The organism is Pantoea sp. (assembly GCF_032114055.1).
Classification (GTDB): domain Bacteria; phylum Pseudomonadota; class Gammaproteobacteria; order Enterobacterales; family Enterobacteriaceae; genus Pantoea.
Genome location: NZ_DAMCTB010000006.1, coordinates 45,439 through 67,227, shown reverse-complemented (window position 1 = coordinate 67,227; position 21,789 = coordinate 45,439). Strand labels below are relative to the sequence as shown.

20 protein-coding genes are annotated in these 21,789 nt (G+C 58.1%); 17 read left to right on the top strand and 3 right to left on the bottom strand.

Translation table 11 applies throughout. From position 1 onward, the window contains the following. Nucleotides 1–4: 4 nt before the first annotated feature. The 5 genes from relA to queE all read left to right on the top strand — a co-directional run bounded on the left by relA (nucleotide 5) and on the right by queE (nucleotide 7,380). Complete coding sequence (relA, locus tag RT657_RS11965; RefSeq protein WP_313654710.1) at nucleotides 5–2,236, top strand: GTP diphosphokinase; 2,232 nt, start codon at nucleotides 5–7, stop codon at nucleotides 2,234–2,236. Between the two features lie 136 nt (nucleotides 2,237–2,372). Continuing rightward, nucleotides 2,373–3,161, top strand: a complete 789-nt coding sequence (gene mazG / locus RT657_RS11960; RefSeq protein WP_313654709.1) for a nucleoside triphosphate pyrophosphohydrolase — start codon at nucleotides 2,373–2,375, stop codon at nucleotides 3,159–3,161. 229 nt (nucleotides 3,162–3,390) lie between these two features. Continuing rightward, nucleotides 3,391–5,028, top strand: a complete 1,638-nt coding sequence (gene pyrG / locus RT657_RS11955; protein ID WP_313654708.1) for a glutamine hydrolyzing CTP synthase — start codon at nucleotides 3,391–3,393, stop codon at nucleotides 5,026–5,028. A 76-nt stretch (nucleotides 5,029–5,104) separates the two neighbouring features. Beyond that, nucleotides 5,105–6,400 carry a phosphopyruvate hydratase gene (gene eno, locus RT657_RS11950; RefSeq protein ID WP_313654707.1) on the top strand — a complete coding sequence of 432 codons (1,296 nt, stop codon included), beginning with the start codon at nucleotides 5,105–5,107 and terminating at the stop codon, nucleotides 6,398–6,400. 308 nt (nucleotides 6,401–6,708) lie between these two features. Continuing rightward, complete coding sequence (gene queE, locus RT657_RS11945; RefSeq protein ID WP_313654706.1) at nucleotides 6,709–7,380, top strand: 7-carboxy-7-deazaguanine synthase QueE; 672 nt, start codon at nucleotides 6,709–6,711, stop codon at nucleotides 7,378–7,380. A gap of 89 nt (nucleotides 7,381–7,469) precedes the next feature. Here the strand turns inward: queE and queD are convergent, their stop codons facing one another. Continuing rightward, the gene (gene queD, locus RT657_RS11940) at nucleotides 7,470–7,829 is read right to left on the bottom strand and encodes a 6-carboxytetrahydropterin synthase QueD (RefSeq protein WP_313654704.1); all 360 of its coding nucleotides are present in this window, start codon (nucleotides 7,827–7,829) and stop codon (nucleotides 7,470–7,472) included. A gap of 298 nt (nucleotides 7,830–8,127) precedes the next feature. On the opposite strand from queD, the gene cysJ reads away from it, so the two are divergent. Genes cysJ through RT657_RS11925 form a run of 3 tightly spaced genes read left to right on the top strand, consistent with a single transcriptional unit; the run spans nucleotide 8,128 to nucleotide 12,385 of the window. Continuing rightward, nucleotides 8,128–9,933, top strand: coding sequence for an NADPH-dependent assimilatory sulfite reductase flavoprotein subunit (cysJ, locus tag RT657_RS11935; protein ID WP_313654703.1), 1,806 nt, complete (start codon nucleotides 8,128–8,130; stop codon nucleotides 9,931–9,933). Then, nucleotides 9,933–11,654: an assimilatory sulfite reductase (NADPH) hemoprotein subunit gene (gene cysI, locus RT657_RS11930; RefSeq protein ID WP_313654702.1), complete on the top strand. Its 1,722-nt coding sequence runs from the start codon at nucleotides 9,933–9,935 to the stop codon at nucleotides 11,652–11,654. Before cysJ ends, cysI begins: the two co-directional genes overlap by 1 nt. After that, nucleotides 11,651–12,385 carry a phosphoadenylyl-sulfate reductase gene (locus RT657_RS11925; RefSeq protein WP_313654701.1) on the top strand — a complete coding sequence of 245 codons (735 nt, stop codon included), beginning with the start codon at nucleotides 11,651–11,653 and terminating at the stop codon, nucleotides 12,383–12,385. Before cysI ends, RT657_RS11925 begins: the two co-directional genes overlap by 4 nt. Before the next feature lie 69 nt (nucleotides 12,386–12,454). On the opposite strand, the gene RT657_RS11920 is transcribed toward RT657_RS11925, so the two are convergent. Continuing rightward, nucleotides 12,455–12,739: a YciI family protein gene (locus tag RT657_RS11920; RefSeq protein WP_313654700.1), complete on the bottom strand. Its 285-nt coding sequence runs from the start codon at nucleotides 12,737–12,739 to the stop codon at nucleotides 12,455–12,457. A 9-nt stretch (nucleotides 12,740–12,748) separates the two neighbouring features. After that, nucleotides 12,749–13,762: an aminopeptidase gene (locus tag RT657_RS11915; protein ID WP_313654699.1), complete on the bottom strand. Its 1,014-nt coding sequence runs from the start codon at nucleotides 13,760–13,762 to the stop codon at nucleotides 12,749–12,751. 365 nt (nucleotides 13,763–14,127) lie between these two features. On the opposite strand from RT657_RS11915, the gene cysG reads away from it, so the two are divergent. From cysG to truD, 9 genes are all read left to right on the top strand, one after another. After that, the gene (gene cysG, locus RT657_RS11910; protein WP_313654697.1) at nucleotides 14,128–15,543 is read left to right on the top strand and encodes a siroheme synthase CysG; all 1,416 of its coding nucleotides are present in this window, start codon (nucleotides 14,128–14,130) and stop codon (nucleotides 15,541–15,543) included. A 9-nt stretch (nucleotides 15,544–15,552) separates the two neighbouring features. After that, nucleotides 15,553–16,461: a sulfate adenylyltransferase subunit CysD gene (gene cysD, locus RT657_RS11905; protein WP_313654696.1), complete on the top strand. Its 909-nt coding sequence runs from the start codon at nucleotides 15,553–15,555 to the stop codon at nucleotides 16,459–16,461. Between the two features lie 11 nt (nucleotides 16,462–16,472). Then, nucleotides 16,473–17,900, top strand: a complete 1,428-nt coding sequence (cysN, locus tag RT657_RS11900; protein WP_313654695.1) for a sulfate adenylyltransferase subunit CysN — start codon at nucleotides 16,473–16,475, stop codon at nucleotides 17,898–17,900. Then, a complete protein-coding gene (gene cysC, locus RT657_RS11895; RefSeq protein WP_313654694.1) occupies nucleotides 17,900–18,505 on the top strand; it encodes an adenylyl-sulfate kinase in 606 nt (201 codons plus the stop codon). The genes cysN and cysC overlap by 1 nt, the downstream gene beginning before the upstream one ends. A 54-nt stretch (nucleotides 18,506–18,559) precedes the next feature. Then, on the top strand, nucleotides 18,560–18,880 hold the full coding sequence (locus RT657_RS11890; RefSeq protein WP_111141643.1) for a DUF3561 family protein: 321 nt from the start codon (nucleotides 18,560–18,562) through the stop codon (nucleotides 18,878–18,880). A gap of 177 nt (nucleotides 18,881–19,057) precedes the next feature. Further along, entirely contained in the window at nucleotides 19,058–19,375 is a 318-nt protein-coding gene (gene ftsB / locus RT657_RS11885; protein ID WP_111141653.1) for a cell division protein FtsB, read from the top strand. A gap of 3 nt (nucleotides 19,376–19,378) precedes the next feature. Beyond that, entirely contained in the window at nucleotides 19,379–20,095 is a 717-nt protein-coding gene (gene ispD, locus RT657_RS11880) for a 2-C-methyl-D-erythritol 4-phosphate cytidylyltransferase (protein ID WP_313654693.1), read from the top strand. Then, nucleotides 20,095–20,577 (top strand): 2-C-methyl-D-erythritol 2,4-cyclodiphosphate synthase, encoded by a 483-nt coding sequence (ispF, locus tag RT657_RS11875; RefSeq protein ID WP_086906370.1) that lies wholly within the window; start codon nucleotides 20,095–20,097, stop codon nucleotides 20,575–20,577. The genes ispD and ispF overlap by 1 nt, the downstream gene beginning before the upstream one ends. Then, a complete protein-coding gene (gene truD / locus RT657_RS11870; RefSeq protein WP_313654692.1) occupies nucleotides 20,574–21,614 on the top strand; it encodes a tRNA pseudouridine(13) synthase TruD in 1,041 nt (346 codons plus the stop codon). The genes ispF and truD overlap by 4 nt, the downstream gene beginning before the upstream one ends. Nucleotides 21,615–21,789: the final 175 nt, after the last annotated feature.

Genomic DNA, 21,789 nt, shown 5'->3' with positions numbered 1-21,789 from the left:
GGTTATGGTTGCGGTCAGAAGTGCGCATTTAAATACTGAGGGGGATTTCGCCCTCGACCAGTGGATCGCCAGTCTCGGTATTGCCAACCCGCAATCATGTCAACGCGTTGCCGAAACCTGGCGCTACTGCGAAGCGCAGACGCAGGGCCATCCCGATCAGTCGCTGCTGCTGTGGCGTGGCATCGAGATGGTGGAAATCCTCTCAATGCTCAGCATGGATATCGAAAGCCTGTGTGCGGCGCTGATCTTTCCGCTGGCTAATGATGAAGTGGTCAGCGAAGAGGAGCTGGAAACCGCGGTCGGTAAAGGCATTGTCTCGCTGGTCCACGGTGTGCGCGACATGGACGCCATCCGGCAGCTGAAAGCCATTCATAACGACTCCATGGCTTCTGAACAGGTGGATAATGTCCGCCGTATGCTGCTGGCTATGGTGGAGGATTTCCGCTGCGTGGTGCTGAAACTGGCTGAACGCATCATGAACCTGCGCGAAATGAAAGATGCGCCGGAAGATGAGCGGGTGCTGGCCGCCAAAGAGAGCACCAATATCTATGCGCCCCTGGCCAACCGGCTGGGGATCGGCCAGCTCAAATGGGAGCTGGAAGATTACTGCTTCCGTTACCTCCATCCCGATGAGTACAAGCGCATTGCGAAGTTACTGCATGAGCGGCGGATTGACCGCGAGCAGTACATCGAGAATTTCGTCAATAACTTGCGTAAAGAGATGGCGAAAGAGGGCGTCCGCGCCGAAGTCTATGGCCGTCCGAAACATATCTACAGCATCTGGCGCAAGATGCAGAAAAAGTCGCTGGCCTTTGATGAGTTGTTTGACGTGCGGGCGGTGCGCATCGTGGCCGACCGCCTGCAGGATTGCTATGGCGCGCTGGGAACGGTGCATACGCTCTATCGCCATCTGCCCAGTGAGTTTGATGACTACGTCGCAAACCCCAAACCCAACGGCTACCAGTCGATTCACACCGTGGTTTTAGGGCCGCAGGGCAAAACGGTGGAGATCCAGATCCGCACCCGTCAGATGCACGAAGATGCCGAACTGGGCGTGGCGGCGCACTGGAAATATAAAGAGGGGCCGACCTCCAGCAGCGCGCGCGGCGCGGCCGGTCACGAAGAGCGTATTGCCTGGCTGCGTAAGCTCATCAGCTGGCAGGAGGAGATGGCCGACTCTGGCGAGCTGCTGGAAGAGGTTCGCAGTCAGGTCTTTGATGACCGGGTCTACGTCTTTACCCCTAAAGGCGACGTGGTGGATCTGCCCGCGGGATCGACTCCGCTCGACTTTGCCTACCATATTCATAGCGACATCGGTCACCGCTGCATCGGCGCAAAAATCGGTGGCCGCATCGTGCCGTTCACCTATCAGTTGCAGATGGGCGACCAGGTCGAAGTTATCACGCAGAAGCAGCCGAACCCGAGCCGCGACTGGCTCAATCCGAATCTGGGCTATATCACCACCAGCCGTGGACGGTCGAAAATTCATAACTGGTTCCGCAAACAGGATCGCGATAAAAACATTGTCGCCGGACGCCAGATTCTGGACAACGAACTGAATCAGCTGGATATCAGCCTGCGTGAAGCGGAAAAACTGCTTCTGCCGCGCTACAACGTGACCTCGCTGGAGGAGCTGCTGGCGGCGATTGGCGGCGGTGATATTCGCCTTAACCAGATGGTCAACTTCCTGCAGGCCAAGCTGAATAAGCCAAGCGCCGAAGAGGAAGATCGTGAAGCGCTGCGTCAGCTGACCCAGAAAGCGCATACCGCGCCAGCCCGCAAAGAGAGTGGGCGTGTCGTAGTAGAGGGCGTGGGCAATCTGATGCACCACATCGCCCGCTGCTGCCAGCCAATTCCTGGCGATGACATCGTCGGCTTTATCACCCAGGGGCGCGGTATCTCGATTCACCGCGCCGACTGTGACCAGCTTGCTGAACTGATCTCACATGCGCCTGAACGTATCGTCGATGCGGTGTGGGGCGAAAGCTACTCCAGCGGCTACTCGCTGGTGGTGCGCGTCACTGCCAACGATCGCAGCGGTTTACTGCGCGATATCACGACGATTCTCGCCAACGAGAAGGTTAATGTTCTGGGCGTCTCCAGCCGCAGCGACACCCGCAAGCAGCTGGCGACCATCGACATGGATATCGAGATCTACAACCATCAGGTGCTGGGACGGGTGCTTGCGCGCCTGAATCAGGTCTCTGATATCATTGACGCCCGTCGCCTGCACTGAGTGGCAGCCGCGGAGCAACCGGACGAGGTTGCGCGGGTGTCCTCTGCACCACCTGAGAGAGCCGGATGCAATTCAGCACCCGGCTCTCGCGCCTCGCTCTTTACCTCTGATCTGACATAGTAAGGACCCACCTGAAATGAACGCTGTTGAGCGCCTGCTTGGCATTATGAAAACCCTGCGCGACCCGCAGCAGGGCTGTCCGTGGGATCGCGAACAGACTTTCGCCTCTATTGCTCCTTACACGCTGGAAGAGACCTACGAAGTGCTGGACGCCATTCAGCGCGAAGATTTTGACGATCTGCGCGGTGAGCTGGGCGATCTGCTGTTTCAGGTGGTGTTTTATGCGCAGATGGCGAGTGAACAGGATCGCTTTAACTTTGAAGATATCTGTCACGCCATCAGCGACAAGCTGGAGCGCCGTCATCCGCACATTTTCGGCGATGCCACGGCTGAAGCCAGCCATGAGGTGCTAAAAAACTGGGAAGCGATTAAAACCGCTGAGCGGGCGGACAAAGCCCAGCACTCGGCGCTGGACGATATCCCGAAAGCGCTGCCGGCGTTAATGCGCGCCCACAAAATTCAGAAGCGTTGCCACAACGTCGGCTTCGACTGGAGCACGCTGGGGCCGGTGGTGGCGAAGGTGCATGAAGAGATCGATGAGGTGATGCACGAGGCGCAGCAGAGCGTGGTGGATAGTGAGAAGCTGGAGGAGGAGATTGGCGACCTGCTATTTGCGACCGTTAATCTCTCACGGCATCTGGGCAGCAAAGCGGAAACCGCGCTGCAGAAAGCCAATGACAAATTCGAGCGCCGTTTCCGTCAGGTTGAGGCGATTATCACGGCGCAGGGGTTAGCGATGCCGGGGGCGACGCTGGAGCAGATGGAAGCAGCATGGCAGCAGGTAAAAAAAGAGGAGAAGCGCTGATTATTCCAGCACTGTGCATAAAGTCGCCGTTCGCGCTTACTCGATTCAGCGCGGCTGCAACTTTGTGACGCACATCAACATTTCAAGGACAGCTATCCGCTATGTTAGCCGCAGCAATGCGTTGGAGGATGGCTGTGATTCATCAATTGTGGCTGATAGCGGTTTCCAGTATACTGTTTTCCCGTCCTGGTTATTCCACCGTCTTTAAACCTAAACTCTCAGGTTCAGCATGACAACGAATTATATTTTTGTGACCGGCGGGGTCGTTTCCTCTCTGGGTAAAGGCATTGCCGCAGCCTCCCTCGCAGCCATTCTCGAAGCCCGTGGTCTGAACGTGACCATCATGAAGCTGGACCCGTATATCAACGTGGATCCAGGCACCATGAGCCCGACACAGCACGGTGAAGTGTTCGTCACCGACGACGGCGCCGAAACCGATCTGGATTTGGGTCACTATGAGCGCTTCATCCGTACCAAAATGTCGCGCCGTAACAACTTCACCACCGGGCGTATCTACTCAGAAGTTCTGCGTAAAGAGCGCCGTGGTGACTATCTGGGCGCGACCATTCAGGTTATCCCGCACATCACCAACGCCATTAAAGAGCGCATCATTGAAGGCGGTGAAGGGCATGACGTCGTGCTGGTCGAAATCGGCGGCACGGTAGGGGATATCGAGTCACTGCCGTTCCTGGAAGCGATTCGCCAGATGGCCGTTGACGTGGGTCGCGAACATACCATGTATATGCACCTGACGCTGGTGCCTTATATGGCCGCGGCAGGCGAGGTGAAAACCAAACCGACCCAGCACTCGGTAAAAGAGCTGCTGTCGATTGGTATCCAGCCTGACGTGCTGATTTGCCGTTCCGACCGGGCCGTACCGGCCAACGAACGCGCCAAAATCGCGCTGTTCTGTAACGTCCCTGAAAAAGCGGTTATCTCGCTGAAAGACGTGGATTCCATCTATAAGATCCCCGGCATGCTGAAATCGCAGGGCCTGGATGACTATATCTGCAAGCGTTTCAACCTGAACGCACCGGAAGCCAACCTGGCCGAGTGGGAGCAGGTGATTTACGAAGAGGCCAATCCGGGGGGTGAAGTCACCATCGGTATGGTGGGCAAATATGTTGAACTGCCCGACGCCTATAAATCTGTGATTGAAGCGCTGAAGCACGGCGGTCTGAAAAACCGTGTCACCGTCAACATCAAGCTGATTGACTCGCAGGATGTTGAGTCACGCGGTGTCGAATTACTGAAAGATCTGGATGCGATTCTGATCCCGGGTGGCTTTGGTTACCGTGGCGTGGAAGGCAAGTTGATGACCGCACAGTACGCACGTGAAAACAACGTGCCTTACCTTGGCATCTGTCTGGGTATGCAGGTCGCGCTGATGGAGTTTGCCCGCAACGTCGCCGGGATGCCGGGTGCCAACTCCACGGAATTTGTGCCAGACTGTAAATACCCGGTGGTGGCGTTAATCACCGAATGGCGTGACGAAGATGGCAACGTCGAAGTCCGCAGCGAGCAGAGCGATCTGGGCGGCACGATGCGTCTGGGCAGCCAGCAGTGTCAGTTAACGCCGGGCAGCCAGGTTCGCCAGCTCTACGGCTCTGACACCATCGTTGAGCGTCATCGCCACCGCTACGAAGTTAACAATATGCTGTTAAAGCAGATTGAAGCAGCCGGTCTGCGTGTGGCGGGGCGTTCTGGTGACGATCAGCTGGTCGAGATCATTGAGATCCCGAACCACCCCTGGTATGTCGCCTGCCAGTTCCACCCGGAGTTTACCTCGACCCCGCGCGATGGCCATCCGCTGTTTGCCGGTTTTGTTAAAGCCGCGCATGAGCATCAGAAGCGTTTAGCGAAGTAAGTTTCACAGACAGCGCGCGAACTTTTCGCGCGTTGTTTGTCTTAGGATTGACTAACTTGTACTGAGGAAAATCGTAATGTCCAAAATCGTAAAAGTCATCGGTCGCGAAATTATCGACTCACGTGGTAACCCGACTGTTGAAGCTGAAGTGCATCTGGAAGGCGGTTTTGTCGGCCTGGCGGCTGCACCATCAGGTGCCTCTACCGGCTCGCGCGAAGCGCTGGAACTGCGTGACGGTGACAAATCACGTTTCCTGGGCAAAGGCGTAACCAAAGCCGTTGCGGCAGTAAACGGTCCGATTGCTGAAGCGGTAAAAGGCAAAGACGCGAAAGATCAGGCGAACATCGACAAGATCATGATCGACCTGGACGGTACTGAGAACAAATCTAACTTCGGTGCAAACGCCATTCTGGCTGTTTCACTGGCCGCAGCGAAAGCGGCTGCAGCCTCTAAAGGTCAGGCGCTGTATGAGCACATCGCTGAACTGAACGGCACCCCAGGCAAATACTCTATGCCTCTGCCAATGATGAACATCATCAACGGTGGTGAGCATGCCGACAACAACGTCGACATCCAGGAATTCATGATCCAGCCGGTTGGCGCGGCAAACATTAAAGAAGCCATCCGCATGGGTTCTGAAGTGTTCCACAACCTGGCAAAAGTGCTGAAAAGCAAAGGGATGAGCACCGCTGTCGGTGACGAAGGCGGCTACGCACCAAACCTGGGTTCCAACGCCGAAGCGCTGGCCGTTATCGCAGAAGCGGTAAAAGCAGCAGGCTACGAGCTGGGCAAAGATATCACCCTGGCGATGGACTGTGCGGCCTCTGAGTTCTACAAAGATGGCAAATACGTTCTGGCCGGTGAAGGCGGTAAAGCGTACACCTCTGAAGAGTTCACCCACTTCCTGGAAGATCTGACTAAACAGTATCCGATCGTCTCTATCGAAGATGGCCTGGACGAATCTGACTGGAACGGCTTCGCTTACCAGACCAAAGTGCTGGGCGACAAAATCCAGCTGGTGGGTGACGACCTGTTCGTTACCAACACCAAAATCCTGAAAGAAGGTATCGAAAAAGGTATCGCTAACTCCATCCTGATCAAGTTTAACCAGATCGGTTCTCTGACCGAAACCCTGGCTGCGATCAAAATGGCGAAAGATGCAGGCTACACCGCTGTGATCTCTCACCGTTCAGGCGAAACTGAAGACGCGACCATCGCTGACCTGGCGGTCGGTACGGCTGCAGGCCAGATCAAAACCGGTTCAATGAGCCGTTCTGACCGTGTGGCTAAGTACAACCAGCTGATCCGTATCGAAGAAGCGCTGGGTTCTAAAGCGCCATTCAACGGTCTGAAAGAAGTGAAAGGTCAGTAATGACCCCTGCTGATGTCGCTTAACGCGACATCACAGATGCTGAAAGCCCCGCCTTGTGCGGGGCTTTTTGTTGGTGGCGGTGTATCAATGTGGAACAGAACGCCCGATCGCAAACGGTCAGACGCGGCTTGTCTGCCGGTCCGGCCCGCACACTTCCCTGCGCGGAACGCTTTGCGTTCCGCACCTGTCCGCCGTCTAAACGCGCCTTTCACTATTCTGTCCGGCGCGGAGAAAAAGCACGACGCGTGGTTGAGCTGCGCGGCAAATCTGCCATAATCAGCGCCCCGATTTCTCCAGGTGAGTAAATAATGTTCTACCCGATTAACGAAATGTTCCAGACGCTGCAGGGCGAAGGCTATTACACCGGCGTACCTGCTATCTTCATTCGCCTGCAGGGATGTCCGGTAGGCTGCAGCTGGTGCGATACCAAACATACCTGGGAAAAGCGGGCAGACAGGGAAACTTCGCTGGGCGATATTCTGATTAAAACGGTGGAAAGTGATGCCTGGGGCGACGCCGACGCGGCGACACTGCTGCGCGCCATCGCAGAGCAGGGCTGGACGGCCCGACACGTGGTCATTACCGGCGGTGAACCGGCGATCTACGACCTGCGTCCGTTGACCGCAGCCCTGGAGGAGCAGGGTTTCCAGTGCCAGATCGAAACCAGCGGCACGCATGAGATCCACTGTTCCGAACAGACCTGGGTCACCGTCTCGCCAAAGGTCAACATGCGCGGCGGCTACGACGTGCTGGATCAGGCGCTGAGCCGGGCCGATGAGATCAAGCATCCGGTCGCCCGTGAGCGGGACGTGGACGCGCTGGATCAGCTGCTGGCTGGGGTCAACGATGCCAAAGCGCGCATCATCGCGTTACAGCCGATCAGCCGTAAAGAGGATGCCACCCGGCTCTGCATTGAAACCTGCATTGCCCGCAACTGGCGTCTGTCGATGCAGACTCACAAATATCTCAATATTGCCTGACCGCGCGGCGGCGCGCCGTAAATCTGGCCGTGATATAAGCGGGAAGAGAGAGTAAGGCGTGTCGGATCGAAAATTTCGATCCGACAGGGTCAGCCGCGGTAAACGCAGCCTGCAGTGCAGGTTTCTTTGATCATGACCGCAGTTAACAATGGCAGCTGTGGCTTCATCTGATCCCAGATCCATCTGGCCAGCACTTCGCTGGTGGGATTCTCCAGGCCAGGAATATCATTCAGGTAGTAGTGATCCAGCCGATTATAGACCGGCTTGAACGCCGCTTTTAATTCAGCAAAATCCATAACCCAGCCGGTATGCGCATCCACTTCGCCGGTGATCTCCAGACGAACCAGAAACGAGTGACCGTGCAGACGGCCACATTTGTGTCCGGCCGGCACATTGGGTAAGTGGTGCGCGGCTTCGAACTGGAACTCTTTAAACAGGGTGGTAGACATAGTGGTTCTCAGACATTTAAAAACCGCTGGATTCTACCTGATTAGCGCTTTTTTCGCACCCGCATAGCACAAAGCGTCTCTTTACCCACCAGACCGCCTGCTGTTATCCAGCTAATTAACTGATATATCACCGCTTTGAATACCACTTTTAGCGATTAAGCCTATCTGGAAAACCACTTAGTCATTTTGGTTATTTGATATGTCGAAGGTGTATTTAATCGTTAATATACAGCCCGGTAACCTACGTACTCTTCCGCCATTTACGGTCCGGACTTCTGATACTGGAATTTTTTACGCGATGACGACTCAGGCACCTGGTTCAATGCTTCCGCTCTCCCCGGAACAACTCGCCCGCTTACAGGCGGCGACGACAGATTATTCCCCGACTCAACTGGCGTGGCTGTCAGGCTATTTCTGGGGCCGGGTGGAACAGACCCCGGGCACCGCCGTCGCCAGCCCGCCGCCTGCACCGGCTGAAGCGCCTGCGATTACGCTGCTCTCCGCCTCGCAGACGGGCAACGCCCGCCGACTGGCTGAACAGCTGCGCGATGACCTGCTGGCCGCGAAGCTGAACGTCAGCCTGGTGAATGCCGGGGATTACAAGTTCAAACAGATTGGCCAGGAGAAGCTGCTGGTCGTTGTAACCTCCACTCAGGGTGAAGGCGAGCCGCCGGAAGAGGCGGTCGCGCTGCACAAATTCCTGATGTCGAAAAAAGCACCGAAAATGGAGGGTGCCGCCTTTGCCGTCTTTGGCCTGGGCGATACCTCTTATGAATTCTTCAGTCAGGCGGGCAAAGATTTCGACAGTCGCCTGGCCGAGCTGGGTGCCGAGCGTCTGCTGGACCGGGTCGATGCCGATGTCGAGTACGCGGATCAGGCCACCGCCTGGCGCAGCGCGCTGACTGAGATCCTGAAACAGCGCGTGCCCAGCGAATCGCCTGCTCAGGCGGCGGCGACCGCGGCAGGCAGCGTCAACGAAGTCACCACCAGTCCCTACAGCAAAGAGTCACCGCTCAGCGCAAGCCTGGCGGTGAACCAGAAGATCACCGGCCGTGACTCCGATAAAGATGTGCGCCATATCGAAATCGATCTGGGCGACTCGGGTCTGCGCTACCAGCCCGGCGATGCGCTGGGCGTCTGGTATGAGAACGATGCTGCGCTGGTCAGCGAGCTGCTGGAGCTGGTCTGGCTGAAAGGCGATGAGCCGGTCGCGGTTGATGGGGCCACGCTGCCGCTGGCAGAGGCGCTGCAGAAACATTTCGAACTGACGGTGAACACCGCGCAGATCGTGGCGCAGTATGCTCAGCTGTCGAAAGATGCGGAACTGCTGTCGCTGGTGGATGATAAAGCGCGCCTGCAGCAGTATGCGCAGCGTTATCCGATTGTGGACATGGTGCGTCTGGCCCCGGCTGAACTCACGGCTGAGCAGCTGACCGCACTGCTGCGTCCGCTGACGCCGCGGCTCTACTCCATCGCCTCTTCTCAGGCGGAAACCGACAGCGAAGTGCACATTACGGTTGGTGCTGTTCGCTTTGATATCGAAGGTCGCCAGCGCGGCGGCGGTGCCTCGACCTGGCTGGCCGATCGCATCGAAGAAGAGGGCGAAGTCCGCGTCTTCATCGAACACAACGATAACTTCCGCCTGCCGGCCAATCCGGATGCGCCGGTAATTATGATCGGCCCGGGCACCGGCATCGCCCCGTTCCGCGCCTTTATGCAGCAGCGCGACAACGACGGTGCCAGCGGTAAAAACTGGCTATTCTTTGGTAATCCGCACTTCACCGAGGACTTCCTCTACCAGGTGGAGTGGCAGAAATATGTGAAGGATGGCCTGCTGACCCACATCGACCTCGCCTGGTCACGCGATCAGGCCGAAAAGATTTACGTTCAGGATAAGATCCGCGCGAAAGGGGCGGAAGTGTGGCGCTGGATCGAAGAGGGCGCACACCTTTATGTCTGTGGTGATGCAAATCGTATGGCAAAAGACGTCGAGCAGGCACTGCTGGATGTAGTGGTCGAACACGGCGGAATGGATCGTGAAGCGGCCGACGAATTTTTAAGTGAGCTGCGCATTGAGCGCCGTTATCAGCGAGACGTTTACTAATGAGCGATAAACACCCTGGACCGCTGGTTGTAGAAGGCAAACTTTCAGATGCCGAGCGTCTGAAGAAGCAGAGCAACTATCTGCGTGGCACCATCAAAGAAGATCTGGAAGAGGGTCTGACCGGCGGGTTTACCGGCGATAACTTCCTGCTGATCCGTTTCCACGGCATGTACCAGCAGGATGACCGCGATATCCGTGCCGAGCGTGCTGAGCAGAAGCTGGAACCGCGTCACGCCATGATGCTGCGCTGCCGTCTGCCGGGCGGCATCATTACGCCGACGCAGTGGCTGGCTATCGACAAATTTGCCACTGATAAAACGATTTATGGCAGCATCCGTCTGACGAACCGCCAGACCTTTCAGTTTCACGGCATTCTGAAGAAGAACGTGAAGCCGACGCACCAGATGCTGCATGAAGTGGGGCTGGATGCGCTGGCCACCGCCAACGATGTCAACCGCAACGTGCTCTGTACCTCAAACCCGGTGGAGTCAGAACTGCATCAGGAAGCGTACGAGTGGGCGAAGAAGCTCTCTGAGCATCTGCTGCCGCGCACCCGCGCCTATGCGGAGATCTGGTGGGATCAGGAAAAAGTCGCGACCACCGATGAGGAGCCGATCCTCGGCGAAACCTATCTGCCGCGTAAATTTAAAACGACCGTGGTGATCCCGCCGCATAACGACGTGGATCTGCACGCCAACGATCTGAACTTTGTCGCCGTTGCCGAGCAGGGCAGGCTGGTTGGCTTTAACCTGCTGGTCGGTGGCGGTCTGTCGATCGAGCATGGCAACAAAGCCACTTACGCCCGCACCGCCAGCGAATTCGGCTATTTCCCGGCAGAGAAGATCCTGGATGTGGCCGCTGCGGTGGTTACGACGCAGCGCGACTGGGGCAACCGTACCGATCGTAAGAACGCCAAGACTAAGTACACCCTGGAGCGCGTGGGCGTCGACACCTTCAAAGCGGAAGTCGAGAAGCGCGCAGGCGTGACCTTTGATCCGATCCGCCCGTATGAATTCACCACCCGTGGCGATCGGATCGGCTGGATCAAAGGCATCGACAATAAATGGCACCTGACACTGTTTATCGAAAACGGCCGTCTGCTCGACTATCCGGGCCGTCCGCTGAAAAGCGGGATTGCGGAAATTGCGAAGATCCATCAGGGCGATTTCCGCCTGACTGCCAACCAGAACCTGATTGTGGCGGGCGTGCCGGAAAGTGAAAAAGCGAAGATTGAAGCGATCGCCCGTGAACATGGTCTGATGGAGCAGGTCACGCCGCAGCGTGAAAACTCCATGGCCTGCGTCGCATTCCCGACCTGCCCGCTGGCGATGGCCGAAGCCGAGCGATTCCTGCCTGCGTTCGTCACCAAAGTCGAAGGGATTATGCATGCGCATGGCGTGGGCGATGAGCACATTGTGTTACGCGTCACCGGTTGTCCTAACGGCTGTGGCCGTGCCATGCTGGCAGAGCTGGGCCTGGTGGGTAAAGCGCCGGGTCGCTATAACCTGCACCTGGGCGGCAACCGCACCGGGACGCGCATCCCCCGTATGTACCGGGAAAACATTAACGAAAGCGAAATTCTCGCCACCCTCGATGAGCTGGTGGGACGCTGGGCCACCGAACGCCAGGCCGCCGAAGGCTTTGGTGACTTCACCATCCGCGCAGGCATTGTTGCGCCGGTGCTGGACCCGGCACGCGATTTCTGGGAGGAAGCAAAATGAGTCAGCCCGACCTCGCCGCACTGAATGCGATGTCTAAGGTCCAGCGCGCAATGGCGCTGGCCGCTACCAATGCGCAGCTGGAAAAGGCGTCAGCGGAAGAGCGGGTCAGCTGGGCGCTGGAGCATCTGCCGGGCGCCTATGTGCTTTCATCCAGCTTCGGCATTCAGGCAGCCGTGTCGCTGCATCTGGTGACGCGTCAGCAGCCCGATATCCCGGTGATCCTGACGGATACCGGTTATCTCTTCCCGGAAACCTATCGTTTTATTGATGAGCTGGCCGACCAGCTCAATCTCAACCTCAAAGTCTTCCGCGCCGATACCTCACCGGCCTGGCAGGAAGCGCGCTACGGCAAACTCTGGGAGCAGGGCGTCGAGGGGATTGAGAAATATAACGAGATCAACAAGGTTGAACCGATGAACCGCGCGCTGGAAACGCTGGGCGCGCAGACCTGGTTTGCCGGCTTACGCCGCGATCAGTCCGGCAGCCGGGCCAACCTGCCAGTGCTGGGCGTGCAGCGTGGCGTCTTCAAGCTGCTGCCGATCATCGACTGGGACAACCGTCAGATTCATCAGTATCTGGAAAAGCATAAGCTGAAGTACCATCCGCTGTGGGATGAGGGCTATCTCTCCGTGGGCGATACCCATACCACCCGCAAGTGGGAACCGGGTATGGCAGAAGAGGAGACGCGCTTCTTCGGGCTGAAACGCGAGTGCGGCCTGCACGAAGGCTGATGCTGAGCTTCTTTCCCGCAGCGGGAGAGAAGCCCTGAGGCCGTGCGTCTGACGCACGGCCGCCCGCGACTATATCCCTTTTAGCGCAGCAAAGGCTTCTGCCGCCCGGGTCACATTGACCTTCGTCACCTCATACTGCGCTACGGCGACAAAAGGATCTTCCGCTAGAATCGCATCCAGCCGTTCCCGTTCGATATCCCTGACCAGCAGCATACCGCCGGTACGCGGATCTTTGCGGCCCGCCGCGATAAATATATCCGCTGCAAAATAGCGATCAAGCCAGTCGAGATGGGGAGCCAGCAGGGCGTCCACCTCCTCTACCGGACGAACATAGTTCAGAAAGACCACGTACATATCAGATCCTTACACTTTAGGGTTGGTCAGTTCGCTAATCAGCGGCAGCAGCACGCGTACGCTGTCGCGGGTTCGCAGGGCTATCTGACCCGGCAGCCAGCGGTCGAGATAGGTCAGGTTATCCAGATCGGTCTGATGACGGGTGACGCCATCCGGAAAGTGGCGGCTGCGATGACGCTGAGTGCCGCCATCTTTATTACCCAGCGCCCAGTTACTGGCGGTGACATCCAGCAGCGGGAAGCCCGCCCGGTCAAAGGCATTCGGACCTTTAAAATCTTTAGGACTGATGGGGTTACTGGCTGCCGGGATCCCCTGCTGACGCGCCAGTACCAGCGCGCGTTCACTGGTCTGCTTGCGCACGACGCGGGGCGTGTTCATGCCGCTGTTGAAATAGAGATGATCGCCTGTAATCAGGCTGTTCAGATCGATCACCAGCAGCGTGTTTTTCTTTTCACGCGCGCTCATCCGCTCAACATAATCGTCCATGCCGTGCAGCTCCGCTTCTCCGGCGCTCAGTGCCACAAAACGTATGCCGTAGTGCAGCGGTTTATGGCTCAGCTGCTGGGCCAGCTCCAGCATCACGCCCAGGCCCGAGGCATTATCGTCGACGCCCTGCAGGCGCAGGCCGCCCAGGTTGCGGCGCGCCTGGCTGCTGTTCTTCGGCGTCCAGGTATCGAGATGGGCCACGATCAGGATTTCCTGCGGCACGCTGCCCGCGCGTGCGGCAATGACCGAGGTGGCGGTGAGCTTATGCCAGCGCTGCGCGCCATCATCTTCCTGCCACCTGTAACGGGTGTTGAACTGCCGGGTATTGGTCTGATAACCCAGCGCGGTGAATTGCTGCTGCAGATAGTCCGCTGCCATCAGCTCCACCGGGCTGCCGCTCATCCGGCCGGGAAACAGGGTGGCGATGTGCCGGACCTGCTGCTCGGCAAACTGACCGGCCGGCATGGCCAGCGCCAGTGGGGAGATGAGTGCGCCAGATAAAACTATTGCGACCCTCAGACGGAGGGAACAAAACATAGTGCATCCTTTTTTTCGTTATCCGGGAGCCGTTCTGCATGCGGGCCGGGGCCCGTCATTCCGCGCGCATTATACCCCTTTTGTCCTGCCATCCGGTGAGGGGATTTGGGCGCTGAACCCGCTCATAAGCGCATCGTGTCAGGATTACTGGCACTTATCTGCTTATGGCGCCGGGCAGGAATGCGCAAATCTGTGAATCACTTCACGAAAAAGTCATTAAATTTCATCTGTTAAGATCAATTTGTTCTGTGCTTTACCGGGGCGTTATTCCATTCGGTAACTACTCATTCCAATTCGTAATTTCATCTGCCTGAACCCTGCGACGTATAGTCGCGTTAATACAAAGTTAAAACATCAGGGTTAACGTGAACTATCTGCCTCTTTTTGCCGATCTCTCTGGCCGCCCGGTTCTGGTTGTCGGCGGTGGAGATATTGCGGCGCGTAAAATTGAACTGCTGCGTCGCGCGCGTGCGCGTATTCAGATCGCTTCCCGTGAGCTCTGCCCTGAACTGCAGGCACTGCGGGATGAGCAGGCGCTGGAGTGGGTGGCGACCGCGTTCGATCCGGCCCAGCTGGACAACGTTTTTCTGGTCATTGCCGCCACTGACGACAACGCACTCAATACCCAGGTTTTTGAAGCCGCCAACGCGCGGCATAAGCTGGTTAACGTGGTCGATGACCAGCCGAAATGCACCTTTATCTTCCCCTCGATTGTTGACCGCTCACCGCTGGTGGTGGCGATCTCCTCCAGCGGCACCGCCCCGGTGCTGGCCCGTATGCTGCGTGAAAAAATTGAAACGCTGCTGCCCGCCTCGCTGGGACAGATGGCGGAGGTGGCCGGACTCTGGCGCGATAAGGTCAAACAGCGATTCAGCCGCATGTCGGATCGCCGCCGCTTTTGGGAACGCGCCTTTGAGGGGCAGTTTGCCAGCCAGATGTCTGCCGGCAATGTTGAAGAGGCGAAACAGACGCTGGACCGTGAACTCCAGGCCGAGCCGACCCGTCAGGGGGAGATCTTCCTGGTGGGCGCGGGCCCTGGCGACAGCGGCCTGCTGACGCTGCGCGGCCTGCAGGTGATGCAGCTGGCCGACGTGGTGCTTTATGACCATCTGGTCAGCGAAGAGGTGCTGGATCTGGTGCGCCGCGATGCCGACCGCATCTGCGTTGGCAAACGCGCCAGCGCCCATACGTTACCGCAGGATGAGATCAATCAGCTGATGGTTTCACTGGCGCTTAAGGGGAAGCGGGTCGTGCGGCTGAAGGGCGGCGATCCCTTTATCTTTGGCCGCGGCGGCGAAGAGCTGCAGGCGGCACAGCAGGCGGGCGTTCCCTTCCAGGTAGTGCCGGGCGTCACGGCCGCCGCAGGCGCAACGGCCTATGCCGGCATTCCGCTGACCCATCGCGATTACGCACAGAGCGTGATGTTTATTACTGGTCACTGCCGTCCGGATGGGCATGACATTGACTGGCCATCGCTGGCGCGTGCCCGTCAGACGCTGGCGATCTATATGGGCACCGTGAAAGCGGCCGCGATCAGCGAAGCGTTAATTACGCATGGCCGCGCGCCCTCCACGCCGGTGGCGGTGATCAGTCGCGGCACCCGCCAGGATCAGCAGGTGCTGACCGGCACCTTAGAACAACTTGAGGCGCTGGCCGCCTCAGCACCCACTCCGGCGCTGCTGGTGATTGGAGAGGTGGTAAATCTGCACGGGCAACTCGCCTGGTTTAAACATTCGGCACAGCAGGGGGCTCGCGAGTCCGCCGTTGTCAATCTGGCTTGAGGGAAAATCATGGACCAAAAACGACTCACTCATCTGCGTCAGCTGGAGGCGGAGAGTATCCATATCATCCGCGAAGTGGCGGCGGAGTTCAGCAATCCGGTGATGATGTACTCCATCGGTAAAGACTCGTCCGTCATGCTGCATCTGGCGCGCAAAGCCTTCTATCCGGGCACGCTGCCGTTCCCGCTGCTGCATGTGGATACCGGCTGGAAATTTCGTGAAATGTACGAATTCCGTGACCGCACCGTGAAGGCGATGGGTGCAGAGTTGCTGGTTCACCGCAACCCGGAAGGCGTGGCGATGGGGATCAACCCCTTTGTTCACGGCAGTGCCAAACATACGGACATCATGAAGACTGAAGGGCTGAAGCAGGCGCTCAACAAATATGGGTTCGATGCGGCCTTTGGCGGCGCACGTCGTGACGAAGAGAAGTCCCGGGCGAAAGAGCGTATCTACTCGTTCCGCGATCGCTTCCATCGCTGGGACCCGAAAAACCAGCGTCCTGAGCTGTGGCACAACTACAACGGTCAGATTAACAAAGGCGAAAGCATCCGCGTCTTCCCGCTGTCGAACTGGACTGAACTGGATATCTGGCAGTACATCTTCCTGGAAAACATCGAGATCGTGCCGCTCTATCTCGCCGCGCCGCGCCCGGTGCTGGAGCGCGATGGCATGCTGATGATGATCGATGACAATCGCATTAATCTGCAGCCGGGCGAAGAGATCACCGAGCGGATGGTGCGTTTCCGCACGCTGGGCTGCTGGCCGCTGACCGGCGCCGTAGAGTCAGAGGCGCAGACGCTGCCGGAGATCATCGAAGAGATGCTGGTTTCCACCACCAGCGAGCGTCAGGGCCGCGTGATCGATCGCGATCAGTCCGGTTCGATGGAACTGAAAAAACGTCAGGGTTATTTCTAAGGAGACGCCAGATGAATACCGTAATTGCACAACAGATTGCCGAGCAGGGTGGCGTTGAAGCCTGGCTGACTGCACAACAGCACAAAAGCCTGCTGCGTTTTCTGACCTGCGGCAGCGTAGACGATGGCAAGAGTACCCTGATCGGTCGTCTGCTGCATGATACCCGTCAGATTTATGAAGATCAGCTCTCATCCCTGCACAACGACAGCAAGCGTCACGGCACCCAGGGCGAAAAACTGGACCTGGCGCTGCTGGTGGATGGTCTGCAGGCGGAACGCGAGCAGGGTATTACCATCGACGTGGCCTACCGCTACTTCTCGACCGAAAAGCGTAAATTTATTATCGCCGATACCCCGGGCCACGAGCAGTACACCCGCAATATGGCGACCGGCGCCTCAACCTGCGACCTGGCAATCCTGCTGATCGATGCACGTAAAGGCGTGCTGGATCAGACCCGCCGTCACAGTTTTATCTCGACGCTGCTGGGGATCAAACATCTGGTGGTAGCGATCAACAAGATGGATCTGGTGGAGTACAGCCAGGAACGCTTCGAGCAGATTAAACAGGATTACCTGGATTTTGCGGCTCAGCTGCCGGACGACCTTGATATCCGCTTTGTGCCGATGTCGGCGCTGGAAGGAGACAACGTCGCCTCTGCCAGTCAGACCATGCCGTGGTACAGCGGCCCGACGCTGCTGGATGTGCTGGAAACGGTGGAGCTGAAGCGCGTCGTCGATCATCAGCCGATGCGTTTCCCGGTGCAGTACGTCAACCGTCCGAACCTGGATTTCCGTGGCTATGCTGGCACACTGGCGTCGGGCAGCGTGCAGGTGGGACAGCGTGTCAAAGTGCTGCCTTCCGGCGTTGAGTCCACCGTTGCGCGCATCGTCACCTTTGATGGCGATCTGCAGGAAGCGGGTGCAGGCGAGGCGATCACGCTGGTGCTACAGGATGAGATTGATATCAGCCGTGGCGATCTGCTGGTGGATGCCAGCGAAACGCTGACGGCGGTTCAGTCCGCCAGCGTTGATGTGGTCTGGATGGCGGAACAGCCGCTGCAGGCCGGTCAGAGCTATGACCTGAAAATCGCCGGTAAGAAAACGCGTGGTCGGGTTGAAAAGGTGCTGCATCAGGTCGAGATCAACTCGCTGGAGACGCATCAGGTTGATGCGCTGCCGCTGAACGGTATTGGTCGCATTGAGATCACCTTTGACGAACCGATGGTGCTCGACAGCTATCAGCAGAACCCGGTGACCGGCGGCATGATCTTTATTGATCGCCTGAGTAACGTTACCGTCGGCGCTGGCATGATCCATCAGCCGAATCTGGACGCACCGGTTAACCGCGGTGAATTCAGCGCCTTTGAGCTGGAACTGAATGCGCTGGTGCGCCGTCACTTCCCGCACTGGAATGCGCGTGACCTGCTGGGCGGTCAGTAATGGCCGTGCATGATGAGAACGTGGTGTGGCATGACCATCCGGTGACACGCGTCGCTCGTGAGCAGCAGCACGGCCATCAGGGCGTGGTGCTCTGGTTTACCGGGCTTTCGGGCTCGGGTAAATCGACCGTCGCGGGCGCGCTGGAGCAGGCGCTGCATCGCATCGGCGTCAGCACCTATCTGCTGGACGGTGACAACGTGCGTCACGGTCTCTGCCGTGACCTCGGTTTCAGCGATGACGACCGCAAAGAGAATATCCGTCGGGTCGGCGAAGTGGCGAAACTGATGGTGGATGCCGGGCTGGTGGTGCTGACAGCCTTTATCTCGCCGCATCGCGCCGAGCGGCAGATGGTGCGCGATCTGCTTGAACCCGGGCAGTTTATCGAGGTGTTTGTCGATACGCCGCTGGCCGTGTGCGAAGCGCGCGATCCCAAAGGGTTATACCGTAAAGCCCGTGCGGGTGAACTGCGTAATTTCACCGGTATCGACAGCGTTTATGAGGCCCCTGACCGCCCGGAAATCCAGCTGGATGGCGAACAATTGGTTACAAAACTGGCAGCCCAATTGTTAGACCTGCTGCGTGACCGCGATATCATCAGATCCTGAAGAGACAGCGGCAGATCACTTCTGATTTGCCGCCCTCGCGCCAACAGGATGCCTATGCAGAACATTACCCCAATGCTCGCCCGTAAAGATGACGCTTCCCGTGATGAGCCGCGCTCATTGCTGCCGGGTGGCGTGATCGGCTTTCTCGCTTACTGGTGCGCGCTGGCAATTCCCTTTCTGCTGTTCGGCTCTAACACGCTGTTTTTCTTTCTTTATACCTGGCCATTCTTTCTGGCACTGCTGCCGGTTGCCGTGGTCACGGGTATCGCACTGAATACACTGCTCAGCGGCCAGTGGCTCTGGGCTGCGCTCGCCACGGTGATTATTGTGGTCACGCTCTTCTGGCTGATGTTCTCTTTTCTCTCCGGCTGGTAACGCCTCACGCCGCCTGTACTGATGTTCAAACGCATCGGCAGGTTACAAATCTTTTCCCGTCAGAATCGGTACGGATGCATATTTTGCCCGGACGCGCAGCAAAGCGCGCCATTTTCGCCGCTGGTGTGGAGTCCTGTGCAAAGTTATGGGATGATTGGGCCGTTTTTAGGGGGCGGGATGGGAAAACTGACGTTACTGTTACTGGTGCTGCTTGGCTGGCTGCAATATTCGTTGTGGCTGGGGAAAAATGGCATCCATGACTATACGCGCGTCAATGATGATGTCGCGGTGCAACAGGCAAACAATGCCAAACTGAAATCGCGAAACGATCAGCTGTTTGCCGAAATTGACGACCTCAATGGCGGCTCAGAAGCGATTGAGGAGCGTGCACGCAATGAACTGGGCATGATTAAGCCCGGTGAGACCTTCTATCGTCTGGTGCCTGACCAGAACAAACGCAACGCGCAACTTTCTGCGCAAAACCAACAACGATAAAACATGAACACTCTGGCCTCCCTTGCGGATGTGATTGCCGTAGTGCCCGCTGCCGGGATTGGCAGCCGTATGCAGGCAACCTGTCCGAAGCAGTATCTGACGATTGGTCAGCACACCCTTCTGGAACACAGCATCGCCCGTCTGTTTTCCCATCCCGCTATCCGACAGGTTGTTGTCGCCCTCAGCCCTGACGATCGCTACTTCAGCTCACTGCCACTGGCCCAGGATCCGCGCGTCGTACGGGTCACCGGCGGCGAGACGCGCGCCGAATCGGTGCTCGCTGGCTTACAGGCCGCGCAGGGTTCCGCGTGGGTGCTGGTCCATGACGCGGCGCGACCCTGTCTGCATCCCGACGACCTTCAGCAACTGCTGAATGTGCGTCAGCAGAGTCACGTCGGCGGGATTCTGGCCGCGCCGGTGCGCGACACCATGAAACGGGGTGAGCCGGGTAAAGCGGCGGTCGCTCACACGGTGGAACGCGACGACCTCTGGCATGCCTTAACACCGCAATTCTTCCCGCATGCGCTGCTTACCGCCTGCCTGACGCGGGCGCTGGACGAAGGTGCCACCATCACCGATGAAGCGTCGGCGCTGGAGTATTGCGGCTACCATCCGCTACTGGTCAGCGGACGCAGTGATAACATCAAAGTCACCCGGCCGGAAGATCTGGCGCTGGCGGCTTTTTATCTGAGTCAGATTCAATTAAAGGAGAGCGCATGATGCGTATCGGTCACGGTTTTGACGTTCACGCCTTTGGCGGAGAGGGTCCGTTAGTGATTGGCGGTGTGCGGATTCCGTTTGAGCAGGGTTTCATCGCCCATTCGGATGGCGATGTGGCGCTGCATGCGCTTACTGACGCCCTGCTGGGTGCCGTCGCGATGGGCGATATCGGCAAACTGTTCCCGGACACCGATCCCGCCTTCAAAGGCGCGGACAGCCGCGGCCTGCTGCGCGAAGCCTGGCGTCGTATCGAAGCCAAAGGCTATCGCATCGGCAATGTGGACGTCACCATTATCGCGCAGGCGCCTAAGATGCTGCCGCACGTGCCGCAGATGCGAATTAACATCGCGGAAGATCTGGGTTGCCACATGGATGCAGTCAACGTCAAAGCCACCACGACAGAAAAACTGGGCTTTACCGGGCGCGGTGAAGGGATTGCCTGCGAGGCGGTAGCCTTACTGCTGAAAGCAGACAGCCAATGAAGCTGAACTACCTGCACGGCACGCCCGCCGCCTCCGGCGTTATCAAGGCGAATCCGGACGATTTTGTGGTCGTGGAAGACCTGGGTTACGGCCCGGACGGGGAAGGTGAGCATCTGCTGGTGCGCATCCGGAAAGTGGGCGCGAATACCCGCTTTGTGGCGGAAGCACTGGCGAAGTATCTCGGGGTGCCTGCGCGCGACCTGAGCTATGCCGGGATGAAAGACCGCCATGCGGTGACGGAGCAGACGCTCTGTTTTCGTCTGCCGGGCAATGCGATGCCCGATCTGCGCGGTTTTGCGCTGGAAGGGGTCGACATTCTGCAGGCGGTGCGCCACAAGCGTAAGCTGCGCATCGGCGCGCTGGCAGGCAACGCATTCCGACTGGTGATTCGTCAGATCAGCGACCGTGACGCCGTTGAAACCCGGCTGGCGCAGATTTGCGCGGCGGGCGTGCCGAACTATTTCGGTGAACAACGCTTTGGTCGCGGCGGGAACAACCTTGTGATGGCGGAGAAGTGGGCGCGCAACGAGATTACCCTGCGCGACCGCAACAAGCGCAGCCTGATGCTCTCTGCCGCGCGCAGTGCGCTGTTTAACCAGGTAACCAGTGCGCGTCTGCAGCAGCAGGGTGGGCTGACTCAGGTGCTTAACGGCGATGCGCTGCAGCTGACCGGCCGTGGCAGCTGGTTTGTCGTGCAGCCTGATGAGCTGGCTGAGTCGCAGCGTCGGGTCGATCAGCATGAGCTGCGCATTACCGCGCCGCTGCCGGGGCGCGGCGAGCCAGGTCCACAGGCGGAGGCGCTGGCCTTTGAACAGCAGGCGCTGGCCGATGCTGCGCTGCTGATCGGCCTGACTGAACGCGAGAAAGTCGACGCCGCACGCCGCGCTATGCTGGTGGTGCCGCGCGATATGCAATGGCACTGGCAGGATGCGGCGACGCTGGCGCTGGCGTTCTGGCTGCCCGCAGGCAGCTTTGCCACCAGCGTTGTCCGGGAACTGCTGACCCACGCGGATGGTTCCGACCAGCCTGATGAGTAATCGCCGCCGCAACCTGACCCACAGTGTGGGTAATGTTGCGGCAAACCTCTGTTGTCCTGTGATTTACGCCTACCACTTCCTCGCGTGCCTCGCTAGAATGCAAAAATCGCTGTCCATGTCCCACCTGTTGCCATGCCGTTCAGACAGGTTCAGCCACAGCGACCAGTCGAATAAA